Source organism: Membranihabitans marinus (genome assembly GCF_021729155.1).
GTDB classification, from domain to species: Bacteria; Bacteroidota; Bacteroidia; order Chitinophagales; family Saprospiraceae; genus Membranihabitans; species Membranihabitans marinus.
Genome location: NZ_JAJQYA010000020.1, coordinates 18949 through 34518, shown reverse-complemented (window position 1 = coordinate 34518; position 15570 = coordinate 18949). Strand labels below are relative to the sequence as shown.

The following is a 15570-nucleotide window of genomic DNA, read 5'->3' as shown; positions in this document are numbered from 1 at the left end:
TTGCCTCATATACCACAAGCTTAACCAAGATTTCATATCAATCCCTCTGAGATCAAGATCCTAGGACGGTAGAATCGGTCTTACGATACCCCTTTATTTTGATTTCTTCATCCGCATCGACTTCTACAATAGCATAATTATTGTTTTCCAGTCCATCCCCTTCCACCACGGCTTTGAGGGTATAATAGTGAATATTGTTAATGGTCTGAAGTCCCCCAGCGTGATGATGGCCCTGAAATACTGCCAACACCTTCCTTGATTCTTCTAATATCTGACGGACGGCTTCCGAATTCGAAGGCCCCATTTTAGCTAGCTCACCCAAATTATCTAATCGATGATGTACAAATACCAATGCGGGCAATTCTGTATTACTGAGGGCTTCACGCAACCAGTCGGTTTGTTCTTGAGGTATAAAGGCATCGGTCCAATCAAAATCGCCTTTATCATAGGGCCTGCCATCGGAACTGTAATTGGAATCTAGAATAATGCAGTGATAGCCATTTTTGGTAAAAGAATAATAGTTTTTGGCTTCAATGTCTGTCCCGGTCTGAATATGTTGCAAAAACTGCTCTTTGCTAATACTGTCGTGATCGTGGTTGCCCAACACATAATGCCTAGGGCCATTAAACTGTGCATATTCAGACTCTATTGTTTTAAGAAAATGAAGAGTTTCTTCTTCGCTGGGTTGTGCACTTTGGTCCTTAAGGTCACCCAATTCGATCATAAAATGAAGGCGTTTGCCATTCATTAAATCTACCGCTTCACGCAACTTACCCAGAGACTGTCGATAATACCTCGACCCTCCCTCAGTAGTTGGACGATCGGCATAATGCAAATCCGTAATCATACCAAATCGCAATCCCGAAGGCCTAGGCAAAGCTTTCAACACTGGATGAGGCAACAAGGTCAATACAGCTACTGAAGTTTGAAGAAATGTTCGTCGTTCCATCGAAAAAAGATTTCATTTTTATTCTATAATAAATCTAGTCTTTGAATCAAATGAACGACTCAAGACAAAAACAATTCACGAATGATTATTTCAAAATAAACCATTGATACCCCCTAGCTGGAATATCGATAGGCAACTCCAAATTATAAGATCGATCCAAGGAAAGCTCATAGGTCTCTCCATCATCCTCAGTTACATTTACCACATCATCCAATCCCGTATAGTAAGCATTGACCTTAATGGTTTTGCGAATGGGCTGCTCCAATGGATTGTACACCATTACTAGGCCTTTCTCTTCCCCATAAGGATTGACGTGTAGTATTCCATCATAATCTTTTCCGTCGGCACGTCGAATATGGATAATATCACTGTCCAATACTTCTCTATGGTCCTTATAAAAATTTACCCATTTCTGAACCACGGCTTTGGTGGTAATAGAATCATACAACTGAGGTCCACGATAACAAGCCTGGACTCCGGCACCAAATAGGTTGGCCATCCGTCTATCGTAGTGATCCAAATGTTCGTGAAGTGGTTCAATCGTAGCGGCTTCTCCACCCCCGTGATATTCAACCAATGGAACAAACATCCAACCCATAGAAGGAGTCTTCTCCCAGGTCCCATCGTATATATTTTGACGTTCGATAATTTCTTGTTGCTCCCTTGGCAAGGACCAGTTGGTCTCGCGATACCCCATACCTGTCTTATTGCTCCCATTCATAAAGTAAAAGTCGGGCACATTGAGATAAATGGCATTGGCGCGACACCATTTATAAAATTCACTTATTTTTTCGTATTGCTCCCATTGAGAATCTTCCAATCCACGATGACCGGGATGATCCTGTGAAGCGCACACATCTCCGGGATAACTGCCGTCGTGCTCTAATACATCTTGAGATGTCACCCCAAAGAAATTATAAATTTTATTGAAATATTCTTCCCCCCATTTACTACCCAAGCAAGGAGACTGATTAAATCTTGGAGTCTGACCTGCCGGCATAACTACATCGTTGGCAGCATCGATGGACCGACTCGCCAACAAGGAATATCCACCCAAGGCGATCCCCTTGCTATGAGCATAATCGGTAAGTGACATCATGCGCAACATATTTTGCTCACTGGTATCTTCGATAGAAAACCCACTTCCAAAAGTCATAATAACCATTTCAAAACCCACTTCAGCACATTGATCGATGGCCATTTTCACGGAAGCATCATCGGCATTTCTCACATGCATTAAGATCGGATTTTCCGTTACCCAAGGGGCTTGAGATCTATACAATCTCCTCAATGCCAACCCATTTCTTTCGCGATCTCTGTCCTTGTGAAACAATTCCCAAACCCGGTAACTGGTAAACTTCTCATTGGGCTGCAATACTTTTTGTGGCCCCATTTTCGGATAAACCTCTAACAGCGTAGGCATTTTCTTGGTATAATTAACCTGAGTTGTATATAGGGGATCTTCATTCCAAGCCACACTGGTTTCGAATACATTTTCATTGGACATCCCACCAAATCGATAATCAGATTCCACCGTAATATTGGGCAACAACCATTGTTCTTTGTTATCTACAGAGCTTTCTGGCTCAGTCAAAGCCAACATCTCACTCTTAAAGTGCTCTATTGTCACTGCCTTGTCCCCAGTATTCTCTACACTTATCCATTTGGAATACATGGGAATCCCATCGTATATTTCATAGTGTACTTTGACGGTTAAATTTTTAAGAAATTCGTATTTAGCTTCCATTTCTGCTCTAGTCTGGACACTGATTTCTCCCAGTATTCTAAAGTCTTTGATATGGGACCTTCCCAGTAACAAACTATCTTGCTCAACATCTTCTTCTACTTTTTCATCCAAGGCTCCGGCTTCACCATCGGTTTTTCCAATACGTATTTTTCGAATTAAACCATTGTGTCTCGGTGCTACATTGCGCAATTGATTGTAAGATTCTCCATTCCTACTATAGGACAATTGAAAATAGTCATCTTTACTTTCGATACGCAACCAAATAGGCTCGCTACCCTCCCAACTTCCAATCTGATGCTCTTCGTTGCCGTCATAATATCCAAAGGTATGGTCAGCGGTTCTAATATTAAATTTGAGAATAGGTACTCGATTACCGAGCAATGCAATACCAGGCCCCCAAGATGTTGATTGATCTGTACCGGGATATATTTTTACGATCCACACATCGGAACCTTTGGGATTCCTGAGTTCAGCAAATACACTTTGATTGGGCATAGCCAAAATCTCTCCAGCAGTGTCTTCATTAGAAATGGCATTGCCTTCATAACTTTCGGAGACATGTAAAGTCCAGTTTTCATCCAAGGTATCAATGGGATCATAAAATATCAATTCTCTACCGGCGTCCGTCGATTTGCGTTTGATCAAACTCTCAATTAAATCATCTTGTGCTTGATAAATAAGATCTAAAGCCACACCTGGAGCTGGCCAAGCGATGTCTTTGGGCATCCATTCCGGCCGTTTTTTCCATTCAAATCTCGGCATAGTAGCCGTAGTTTCAAATCCTATCAAGTGAAAAGCTGCAGGATTTTTATGCAAATAAGGGATCCACTCAGGAAGTAAATAGTTGTGTACGGGTTGACCCAGCAGACCTCCAATGGGAACGGTAATCCCATCGACTACCAATTCGCCTTCAGGACGAATGGATCGCAACATCGATTCTCCATTCATTAAATTATCTAATCCTATAGTGGTTGCATCTTGATTGATAGAAAAAATTCGCGAAATCAATCCATTGGTCATCACCATATTGCTACCATCGGCATACAAGCTGGCCTTTTGTTCAATGGAATCAATCAACCAATCCTTTTTAACAATTACTTTTTCTGGATCATATTCGGGCAAAGAGTTTAAATATTGAGCCTCAATCTGCCCTGGCACAAAGCCCAGTAAGATCATTCCAAAAGGGATAATTAATCTAAGATATTTTCTATCAAACATAATTATTGTTCTATCATTTATAATAATACAAAAGTACTCCAATTTACTACAAAATCAATGAGTCACATAATCTGGATTCAATTCTTTAGGTAGCGGAGCATCATAAGTCGTCAACCAAGCTTGCATTTTATTTTTGAGTTTTTGTCCCACCTCTTTTTCGAGATCGATTAAATTATTTCTCTCTCCTGGATCTGACTTTAAATTGTACAACTCATATTCATCGTATTCATAATATCGATGAAGTTTCCAGTCCCCCCATCTCATAGTCGTCCCCGGTCTTGTCCGAAACAAAGTATCTCTAGCTTCATCTTCCCTTCCTGCATACGCCTCTAAATAAATGGGAAAATGCCAAAACAACCCTCTATCCAACGTCATAGATTGTCCGAGCAGTATGGGACTTATGTCTTGACCATCTAAAATTTTATTATTTGGCAGAGTCAACTTAGCTAAATTAACAATTGTGGGATAAAGATCCAACTGACTGACGGTTTGATCAGATATTGTGTTTTCTGGTATTTTTCCAGGCCACGAAAATAATAGTGGAACGCGAACCCCACCCTCATAATAAGACCCCTTACCCGCACGCAAAGGCGATTGACTGTGGACTTCTGCAATTCCGCCATTGTCTGAAGTCAAGATAATCAAAGTGTTTTCCAACTTAGGAGACGACTCTAAGGCCGACAATAATCGACCAATATTGTGGTCCATGTTTTCAACCATTGCGGCATAATGGGCGTTTTTTTTGTTAAACCCCAAAGCTAAATATTTGTCTACCAATTCCTTTTTCCCTTGAAGAGGAGTATGAACGGCATAGTAAGGGAGATAGAGAAAAAAAGGCGGACTCAATTGATCCAACAATGTGATGGCTTCTGAGGTGAGGCGATCGGTTAAATATTCACCACTGGGTCCATCGGGTAAATTGGGATTCTGGTATGGACTAAAATAAGATTTAGGGTGGCCTTTGTGATTTCCACCAATATTGATATCAAACCCCTGAGTTAAAGGGTTGGTTCCCAAGTGATATTTCCCTATAATGGCCGATGTATATCCATTGGTACTCAGAGCCTCCATCAATGTAAAGTTGGAGTCCGGCAATATCGTATTGTTTTCTACAGGGATCAATCGCCGTTGATCGCTACGACCTCGCTCAGAAGAAGCGACAGTATATATACCATGGCGGGTAGGAAACTGACCTGAGAGCATACAAGCTCTGCTGGGTGCACAATTGGCTGCGGCGGCATAGCCTTGAGTAAACAACATCCCTCGAGATAACAATTGACTTACATTAGGCGTATAGATATCTTGACTGCCATAGAGTTGACTATCCATATACCCCCAATCATCTACATTGATTAATACAATATTGGGTTTTTCCAATCCTAGGTCCTCTTTTACCGAATGTAAATTTTGACATGCTGCGGCGAACAGCACGATCAGACTAATAAAAAATTTGAAATTCATCACAAATCCATAAGTTTATATTAACACTTAACCATCATTTCTTCCAATATCTCAAAAGAATAATAGAATATCATTTCATACAATACCTAGCAAAAATTTCTCCAATTCCTATTCAGCTCAATAGTATGAGAATTGATGATTAGAAGTGACAAAAATTTGCAAAAATATTTCTTCTTAAAGATAAAATATTATTAACAATTCTTTAATTTTTAAATTTATTTTACATCTTTGTAATATATTTAAAAAGTCTAAAAGCAATTTTAATAAGACTTAGAATCATAAGATTCGATTTTACATTAAAGGATTCTATTAATTCACACTAAAACACCATCAAGAATGAGAAAAGACAAAACCTCTAAAAATTGGACGGCGTGGAAACATCGTCTTTTCATTGGCGTTTTCCTACTGATTGTAGGGAATATCGCCATTGCGCAAGATGTCACTGGAACGGTTACCGATCCAACGACAGGAGAAGCCATTATTGGAGCCACTGTACTAGAAAAGGGCACAGATAACGGAACAATCACAGACTTCGACGGAAATTTCAGTTTGAAATTGCAAGCGGAAAGTGGGACAATCTTGGTTTCATACATTGGTTACCAAACTTTGGAAATGGATGTAAAAGCAAATACCAATGTTTCTGTGACATTGGAGTCTGGGCTAGCTCTAGATGAAGTTGTGGTCACCGCATTGGGTATCAAACGAGAAGCCAAAGCCTTGGGATATGCCGTCACCGAACTGGGCGGTAAAGATATTAGCTTGCAAAATACGGTTAATCCAGTAGAAGCCTTACAGGGTAAGGCAGCTGGACTGAGTATTGGTGCCTCTGACGGCGGTCTATTTGGATCTAACAAAATTCAATTGCGTGGGGTATCTGTTTTAAACTCCAACAACAATCAACCTATTTTTGTAATTGATGGAGTAATTATCCAAACGGGAGTAGCCAATGCCAGTGCTGACTGGAGTGCGAGTTCCAATGACTTTGGGAACATCTTAAAGAACCTCAATCCCGACAACATCGAGTCGGTTTCTGTCCTTAAAGGGGCTGCTGCAACGGCACTTTATGGATCGAGAGGGATCAATGGTGCCATTATCATTAAAAATAAAGATGGGAAAAATCAGAAAGGACTCGGTATCAATGTCACCCAATCTCTGGGATTTGACAATGTATATGCCACTCCAGATATTCAATACGAATACGGACCGGGTACTTTGGCTGGATATATAGGATATGGAGAAAAAGATGCCAATGGCAATTATTATGCCTATGATGTCAATCAAGTATATACCAGAGAAGTCAATGGAGAGCAAATGTTGACGAAGATTGGGAATCCTGGCGCTGGATTAAGCTATGGACCAAAATTTGATGGTCGCCCTATTGAAGATTACGATGGTACTATACGAACATACACAGGATATCCCAACAACATGCTGGATGCCTATGACAATGGGGTAAATTCCAATACTGGAGTTGCTTTAAGTGGGAGTAGTGACAAAGGAAGTTTTTATCTTTCAAATTCCTATAATATACGAAGTGGAGTCATGCCGACCAATGAATTTAATAGAAATTCTCTATTATTCAAAGGTTCATATAACCTATCGAATTGGCTAACCGCAGATGCATCAGTTACCTTCACTACCTCTAAATCACAAAACCCATGGAATGATATAGCATCCAACTTTGCCACTGGCTCATGGCAGAACTGGTATGATACCGAAAGATGGAGCCAAGCCGAAGTATATCAAGCAAGCCATGGAGGGACTCCAAACAACAACTATGGTGATCTATATGGCAATGTACCAGGAAACAATGTTTGGTTTTCATATAATCTAAATAATGTGACTCAAAAAGAACAAGTGACCAGACCCATCGTAAGATTAACAGCTGATTTAGCCGATTGGATCTCTGTGTCTGCCGAAGCCAGCATGAATCACTATTCCATCTTCTATGAAGTCAAAACCTTGGGTCAGGGATATGCCAATGAGGGTGGAGGTTATGAGTTGAGAAACACCTTAAACATCAATCGAACTGGAAAATTGATGGCGAATTTAAATAAGAAATTCGGAGATCTTACGACCAACCTTTTAGTTGGTGGTGAAATATGGGATCAAGAAAACCAGTTTACTAGAACTTGGACAGATGGCGGTCTGGTAGTTCCCGGTCGCTTCTATATTGGCAATTCAAAGAGAACAGCAAGAACTTCAGCGGAGATCAACAATACCAAACAAATCAACTCACTATATTACTTGGCCAGTTTGGGCTGGAAGGATCAACTTTATTTAGATATCACTGGTCGAAACGACTGGTCCTCTGCATTGGTATACAGCGATGGAAGTGGAAATTATTCATATTTCTATCCCTCCTTAAGTGCATCTTGGATATTTACAGAAACTTTCGACTTGCCTAGCATTATTTCATTTGGTAAATTGAGAGCATCTTGGGCACAAGTGGGGAATGATACTGCACCATATACCATCAATAAAGGATACAGCTTGGGATCAATCGAATTAGATGGTGGAAATTTTGCTTACACCAACAATAAGTCAACGACTTTGGTGGATCCCAATATCAAACCAGAGCTTAAAAACTCTTTGGAAATAGGATTAGATGTAAGACTATTTACTGGACGATTGGGCGTTGATTTGGCCTATTACGACGAATCCATTACCAATCAAATCGGGACCATCCCCATTCCTTCTGCGACTGGATTCGGTAGCATGTTTACCAACATTGGAACTTTAACCAATTCAGGTTTAGAACTTTCACTAAAGGTTGTTCCGGTTAGCACCAAGGATTTTGAATGGGAAACCACTTTTAATTATTGGAACAATACTACAACCATTTCCGACTTAAGAGAAGAAGTAGGAGAATACAAAAGCCTAGCAGGCACTCCAACATATGGAAACTACAGAATAGGCTCGGTAGCCTATGAGGGTGGAGAATACGGCATCTTAATGTCGGACACCAAACCTTTAGAGGACGCCAATGGCAATAAAATTCTAACATGGAGAGATGATCGACGTGGTGCTTATTATACAAGAAGTTACGAAGTCCAAGAAGTAGGAAAAATAAATCCAGACTTCGAAGGATCATGGAACAATAACTTCCGTTACAAAAACTTTTCACTATCTATTTTATTGGATGCTAGATATGGAGGTCACATTGCTTCCTACACCAATAAATACGGTACTTCTTATGGATATTTGGAATCTTCATTGGCCAATAGAGATGCCGAACATGGAGGGATAACTTGGACGAGTGAATACGAAGATATCAAAGGGCAAACTTTTTATGACGGTTTAATTCCAGAAGGAGTATTTGCAGAAAACCAAATCGTCACCAGTCCTTCAGGCGAACAAGTCGATGTAGGAGGCATGACTTATCAGGAAGCTTATGAAGCAGGTCACGTCGAGCCAACTCATGCTAGTTTATACACTTATTTTAACAGTGCTTGGAGTTCGGGCGTGATCAATGACAATTGGTTCAACGAAGTCAAATACATTGCCCTTAGAAATATTTCATTGGGTTTTAGCTTTCCAAAATCAATTGCCCAAAAAATCGGCGCTCAAAATCTTTCTATGTCTGTTAGTGGTAGAAACTTGGGATACTTGTTCAACTCACTACCCAACAATTTAAATCCAGAGAGTTTCCGGAGTACGACGAGTGATGGGTCATTTTTCGAGCGATCCTTCACCCCGTATACAGCTAATTATACTTTCTCATTAAGCATTGATTTTTAATCTCCAAAAAAGAAATAAAATGAATAAAATATATAATTTAATATGGGTCCTATTGGTATTGGCTTTTGCTGGTTGTGATCGCGACAAATTCGCCGAACTCAACTCCAATCCATCTACTCTTTCAGAACCCGACCTTCGGTTTTCGATGACTGAAGCAATCGAACAAATCTATAATAACGATTATACGATCTGGTTTTATACCAATTTTCAATACCTATATCCATGGACTCAGGTAACGACGGTCCAAGGAGGTAATGGTGCCGATTTCAATCTCATGGGACCATATGGAGCGCAGGGATTGTATGGCAGTCTTTTCCCTCAGACGATGGACATCAGAATGAGAATCGATGACATGAGTGAAGAGGAGCAAGCTGTCAGACAAGGTTTTAAAGCCCTGACATATCCAATCCAAATTTCACCGGCATTGGTCAACACCGACCTTACTGGATCGATGATCTATTCTCAAGCTGGCTTAGCACCCTATACCAACCCCCCATTATTGACGCCAGAATATGACAACCAAAGCATGCTCTTTGATACTTGGCTTTCGGAATTGGATGAAGCCCTCAACATATTGGAAGATACTGACGGCCAACTTACACTGGGAAGTCAAGATTTAATTTACGAAGGCGATTACGACAAATGGGCTAAATACTGCAATCTATTAAAATTAAAAATAGCAGCTCGATTGGTCCATAAAGATCGAAGTAAAGCGCTTCAAATCGCTGAGGAAGTTGCCAACTCTCCAGTGGGTTATATGGACGACATCAACGATGACTTTGTGTATAATCGCGGCATCAACTATTATGGTACTGGAAACGGCATGTGGATAGGATATGGCAATCAAAAGTTGATAGACTTCCTAATTGAAGTTAAAGATCCTCGTGTGAGATTCAACTTTAAAAAGAACGATTTCAATGGTGAGGTAGTTCAAGCATTTATCGACGCTGACCAAGCATTGCCCCCATTTATTGAACCATTGGTTAAATTAGACGATGACGGCAACTTCGATGGCTGGAATGCTCCTGGAGAGCCATGGGTGAGATACCACGGTGCTCCAATATCTCCAGATGCAACACAAGATCCTGCCAATGATATTTATTTTAATCAAGCAGCATACAATAGAATTGCAGCTAACGGAACAGAAAAAACCTATAGTTCCACCGTATTGTTTCAAGAAAAGTTAACTCGTACACAGTATGACTACACATATCCTACTAAACCAGGAGGACGAGTGCTCGAATTGAACGACAACCAGCCACCATTGCAAGTACTACTGGGAAGTTCTGCAGAGACCAATTTGTATTTAGCGGAATTCAAGCAATTGGGAGCCAACTTACCAAAGTCAGCTCAAGAATACCTCAACAGAGGAGTGGAACTTTCGGTAAAAAGAGCCGATTTGATTGCCAAAAACAATCAATTTCCTTATTACAATAATGATCCTGTGTATACCGATCCAGATGAATCGGCCGCAGCCGGAACTTACTTAAGAGATTCCGAAGTCACCGATTTATTATCTCAAGAGGCATTGGATTTGAGTACAGATGCATTAGAGAAAATCTATATTCAACAGTATATCAACTTCATGAATACACCGAATGATTTATGGGCAACGGTAAGAAGATCCGGTGTACCAATGAAAGGTAGTTCCTACCTTGAGTGGGAAGAGTTTACCTCTTCAGGAACAGAGATGCCTATCCCGAGAAGATTCACCGTTTCGACGCCTACTGCCGACAATCTCAATTATGCGAACCAACTTAAATCGGTTCAGGATCAAGGATTCACTACTGGAGATCCCAACCCAAACATCCTGAGTCAAGAAAGACTTTGGTTTGATCAAGATAGTCCAGAGTATGGAGAAGGTCCAAAATAGTAATAAATACAGATGTAAAAATCACACCGATGGGTTATAAAAAAACCGGCTTGTCATAATGACAAGCCGGTTTTTTTTTTGTTTTATTGATAGCAATGAAACGTCCGCATTTATACGAAATACAGAACCAATAATCATTCCTATAAATCCTTAGCCACCGATAGCCAACGCAGGATAATCCGCAGTATTGATAACCTCATTGACCTTGTCTATAGATTTCGTTCTCATATAGGTGGTCTTCTTATTCTTTTTGCGAATCATTTCTATTTCCATTGGAAACCCCTTGGTTATCTGTGGAGCATAGACCTTTTTATTTTTATCAAATGCCTGTTTAAAAAATCCTTGCATTCCCGTTGCAACTTCATAATCTTCAGTAATCCAAGTATGTTGAATATAATCTTCGGTAGTTATCAAATACTCTTCACAATGGTATCCGAGTATGGTCTTGGTTTTCCCAGTTTTTTCAATGGTTATATTGTCCCCAGATTGCTTTTCTGCACTTTCTTCCGCCGCAGCTAAAATGGCTTCTTGATTCAATGGCATAGTCATTTTTTGCTTTTCCCCATCGTTATTCATAAACATAGCCATATAGCCCTCTTCAAAATTCATCACTATAAAATTCTGATTTTTCGGCTTCTTTTCGTCGACATAATTCATTCCGAAATTTGTGGAATTTTCATGGTAAAACATATCCATTTCCATCTTCTCACCTTTTTCATCTTCTATTTCCCATACAATGCGTTGGTCAAAGGCAAACTGAGCCGGTAATTCAACACTATTAATTCCCCCCAACATCTTCTGCATCATCCCCATAGACCTTTTGGTGGAAGCTGCTACTGCAGCAGAATCACTTTCATTTTCTGCCACTTCTTTGTCGCTAGATTGAAATATAGAATCCAATGCTTTCTCGGTTTGCTTCTCAGCCTCCTTTTCAACTTTGCGCTCTACAGCTCTGTTGACTCCCCTTTTTATCGCACGCTGCAACAATTGGGCATTACTTTGCTGATACACCCCAAACAGAAGTATCATAAGGATAGAAAATGGTTTAAAATAAGTCTTTAAAGTATTCATTGGTTTATATTTTTAAATTTTATCAAAACTAAAATGAACTCATGTCCGTCTATAATAGCTCTATCTCTGCTTCAATATAAATAAATACACAACTATTTAATTCTATAGAGAACTATGGCTCAAATACTACAATAATCAAAAAAACACGTTTCTCATACAAAATTACAACAATTAAAGAGTATTTATTGCACTTATCCAATTTTTAATATTCACTCTTTAACAAGGATTTTTTTAGAAAAAAAACCTTTCAAAACTTGCCTTTTTGTAATCATCGCATTTGAAAATTACTTGTATTGCCTTCTGGCAAGACCACATATACCCAAACACAAATCTATGGTTAGCAGATATTTACTTCAAATTAAATGCATTTTCAAGAAAATTAGACCCAAGCAGTAATATGAAATAATCATCGATTCATTCTCTAAAAACACAGTGTTAGCAATATGCGTTTATCGCAATGTATCCCTTAGTTCAAACATATTCATTCAACCTAATCATTGACCAAGGTCTTTCCTTGTTTCAACACCATTTCCAATTTTCTTTTTTCACATAAATCCACAATGATATTTTCTCTAAGAAATATCCAAAAAGATCGATCATTACACACCTTTCCAGCCTTGTATCCCTCATAAGATACAAATACAAAACGCATCATTCAATATGTAGCATAAGCAATGAATGTTCCAAAATTTTCCATCCATCACTCAGTCTAATAACGTCATTCTTTCGCTTAAAGGTTTCATCAACAGCATTAGATCTCAGCTTTTAACAATTGATTCAATATAATCGAATCTATAATCATTAAACCATTCTTCCCATATATGGATCGGTTTTGTTCGACCCTTCAGCCTCTACTCTACCGGCCAGCCGTTGTTGAAATTGAGGATAACCTTCTACAGAAATAGAGATGTCATACCATCCATAATTTTTCGATAAATCCAAGATAACTTCCTGCACAGCCTTATCACTTCCCTTGCTCGCCAAATCCACCATTACATCGCTACTGCCATAAACATTGTCTTTTATGATGAATTTTAAATCAATATTTTGAGAATTAGAAATAGCTAATGAAAGATTACCCGTGGTTTGGAGTTTTCTTCGACCCTTGATTTCATAGCCTTGATCGATCACAACCTGAGGATCTTTGGCATTGCCACGATATTCTCTGTAAAATCCATTGGGCCCATACAATTTCAAAAAGTATTCCCCCTCTTTAAAACCACTCAAATAAAAACTATCTTTCAGAGTATCCCCTGCAGCCACGGCATAGTTCCACACCTTGACATCTGTGATTGCTTCGTCGGGACCAAGACCATAACCATCTGGTGCATATAAAGCAAAAGGAACACCAGCAGCCCGATTGCCAAGGATGGCATCATCGGCTTTCATAGTCAACTCGAATCGGTCTCTTAATGCATTATATCTTCCATTGACCAGCAAGTGATATGGCAGAGTATTGCTATTTTTAATACCCGGCTCTTGATGTGTCATATGTTCACTAGTCAAGGGATTACGATTGACATCTTGAATTTCTTCAGTCGACAAAGCCTTAAAATTAGAGGGCAATGCTCGAAATTGCGCTCGGTGAATGGTTTGCACAAAAGCTTCGCGATCGGTAGATTCAGGCAAAGGAATTTCTTCCCCATTATACGGTCTAAATGCAGAAGTCAAATCACTGCAAATCGCTCTACGCCAACTACTAATATTGGTTTCGCGAATATTTTTACCCGTGCGGTGATTCAACACTTGCTCTATAAGCTGAATCACAGAGGTGTGATCACAAACTTCTGAATTGACATACCCGCCCTTACTCCACGGAGACACCACCAACATGGGTACACGGAATCCCAACCCCACTGGGCCGGTTCTCACTCTAGACATATCACCTTTATGTCTTTTTAATTCATCTTTTAAGTGGGCAAACTCCATTTTGGCATCGAGACTGGCACTCATTTTACCCTCATTTTCTTTATCATGACTCGGTGGTACAAATGGTGGAATATGATCAAAATATCCATCGTTTTCATCATAGGTTATGATAAATATTGTTTTCTTCCACACTTCTGGATTCTTGGTCAAAATATCCATGACCTCTGAGATATACCATGCACCATACCATGGAGCGCTCGGATGATCTGAAAAATTCTGAGGAGCACACAACCACGATACTTCCGGCAACTCACCATTGTCAACATCGGCTCTAAACTGATGCAATACATCGCCTTTCGGCAAATACATCGTGCGTTCTATCCCGTTGTCATCATAGGTAAATTCGGTGATAGTGTGATAATCTTTATCGTTTTTATTGGTCCTAAAAGCCTTGTTGTGAAGATTTTGTTCTCTTTTGGGCAACTGCTTAAATTTCTCTGCACTAAATTCCTTTCTTTTTTGCAAAGCTTGATCGAGATCCTTCTTCGTCTTTTCCATTTTTTCCAAAATCTGACCGTATCGTTCATCTAGTGGAGAAATCGACTGAAGATCTTTTTCCAATTCTTTTATGGTTTCCGGTAGCACATCGACCAAACGCGCCAAATAGTCTTGAAATCCTTCGGCAAACATTACATGATACTGACTAAACCACTCCATGTTATTATCTGTAAAATTGGCAAGCCAATCTGATTCTTCATCGTTGAACCCAACTGGCATACTAATCTCATTTTGGTATATCATCCATGAAATACCGTTTTCTTCTAGGCGTTCGGGAAATGTTTTCCAGCTAGCCCATCGATTATAGGTGACATCTCCGTTGTGTACATTGGCCTTGGACATAGGATCTATAGGATCTCTTAAAATCCCTGTCCACAAGAAATGTCGATTGGCCGTAGTTCCTGTCAAAGATGAACAAAAATTGTGATCACAAATGGTAAAGGCATCGGCCAAAGCATAGTAAAATGGCAAATCATTGCGATCGTAATACCCCATGGTCAAAGGCATATGAGCATAGTTATCTCGACCTGATTTTTTGGCAATAAGCCATTTATCATATTTGCCCCCATTTCTGGCATCAACCATATTCTCCCAAGAATGCGGCAATGAACTCATCCATGTAGATTTGGTCTCTTTGATATCCAATCGAAATGGAGCATAGGTCAAACCTTTATTATTGGTTTGCAACCATACTTTATTTTTATTAGGTAAATCAATTGCTCTAGGATCGTTGTAGCCTCGAACCCCCTTCATGGTTCCAAAGGCATGATCAAATGAACGATTTTCCTGCATTAAAACCACAATATGCTCGGCGTCCAAAAAAGTACTGCCCTGTTTGGGTTGTATCTCCAAAGCTCGCTCAATGACTGAACGCAAAAATGGAGTCATGGTAGCCCCTCCTGATAATAAACTTGCTTTTTTTAAAAATTCTCTTCTAGTGTCCATTCTTTCTACTTGATTTAGCGAACATCCAATGTAGGTAAATTTCGAACTTACCCGTGAACATCATATGATAATATTATGTAAATTAATATCTCCCTTACTATTCCCACAATATGCGATATTTCCTAGCAGAAAGATTTT

At 39.6% G+C, this 15570-nt stretch carries 8 protein-coding genes; 2 read left to right on the top strand and 6 right to left on the bottom strand.

Features of this window, described 5'->3' with window-relative positions:
- Nucleotides 1-52: 52 nt before the first annotated feature.
- From LVD51_RS12825 to LVD51_RS12815, 3 genes are all read right to left on the bottom strand, one after another.
- The gene (locus LVD51_RS12825) at nt 53-949 is read right to left on the bottom strand and encodes a metallophosphoesterase (protein WP_236971780.1); all 897 of its coding nucleotides are present in this window, start codon (nt 947-949) and stop codon (nt 53-55) included.
- Nucleotides 950-1034: 85 nt separating this feature from the next.
- Entirely contained in the window at nt 1035-3914 is a 2880-nt protein-coding gene (locus LVD51_RS12820; RefSeq protein WP_236971779.1) for a DUF1349 domain-containing protein, read from the bottom strand.
- Nucleotides 3915-3968: 54 nt separating this feature from the next.
- Entirely contained in the window at nt 3969-5375 is a 1407-nt protein-coding gene (locus tag LVD51_RS12815; RefSeq protein WP_236971814.1) for a sulfatase, read from the bottom strand.
- A gap of 336 nt (nt 5376-5711) precedes the next feature.
- Here LVD51_RS12815 and LVD51_RS12810 point away from each other — a divergent pair, with 336 nt between their 5' ends.
- The gene (locus tag LVD51_RS12810) at nt 5712-9116 is read left to right on the top strand and encodes a SusC/RagA family TonB-linked outer membrane protein (protein ID WP_236971778.1); all 3405 of its coding nucleotides are present in this window, start codon (nt 5712-5714) and stop codon (nt 9114-9116) included.
- Nucleotides 9117-9135: 19 nt separating this feature from the next.
- Nucleotides 9136-10989, top strand: a complete 1854-nt coding sequence (locus LVD51_RS12805; protein WP_236971777.1) for a SusD/RagB family nutrient-binding outer membrane lipoprotein — start codon at nt 9136-9138, stop codon at nt 10987-10989.
- Nucleotides 10990-11139: 150 nt separating this feature from the next.
- Here LVD51_RS12805 and LVD51_RS12800 read toward each other — a convergent pair whose 3' ends face one another.
- The 3 genes from LVD51_RS12800 to LVD51_RS12790 form a co-directional block, all read right to left on the bottom strand.
- Entirely contained in the window at nt 11140-12060 is a 921-nt protein-coding gene (locus LVD51_RS12800) for a DUF4412 domain-containing protein (RefSeq protein WP_236971776.1), read from the bottom strand.
- A gap of 490 nt (nt 12061-12550) precedes the next feature.
- Nucleotides 12551-12715: a hypothetical protein gene (locus LVD51_RS12795; RefSeq protein WP_236971775.1), complete on the bottom strand. Its 165-nt coding sequence runs from the start codon at nt 12713-12715 to the stop codon at nt 12551-12553.
- Between the two features lie 146 nt (nt 12716-12861).
- Nucleotides 12862-15432: a phosphocholine-specific phospholipase C gene (locus LVD51_RS12790; RefSeq protein ID WP_236971774.1), complete on the bottom strand. Its 2571-nt coding sequence runs from the start codon at nt 15430-15432 to the stop codon at nt 12862-12864.
- Nucleotides 15433-15570: the final 138 nt, after the last annotated feature.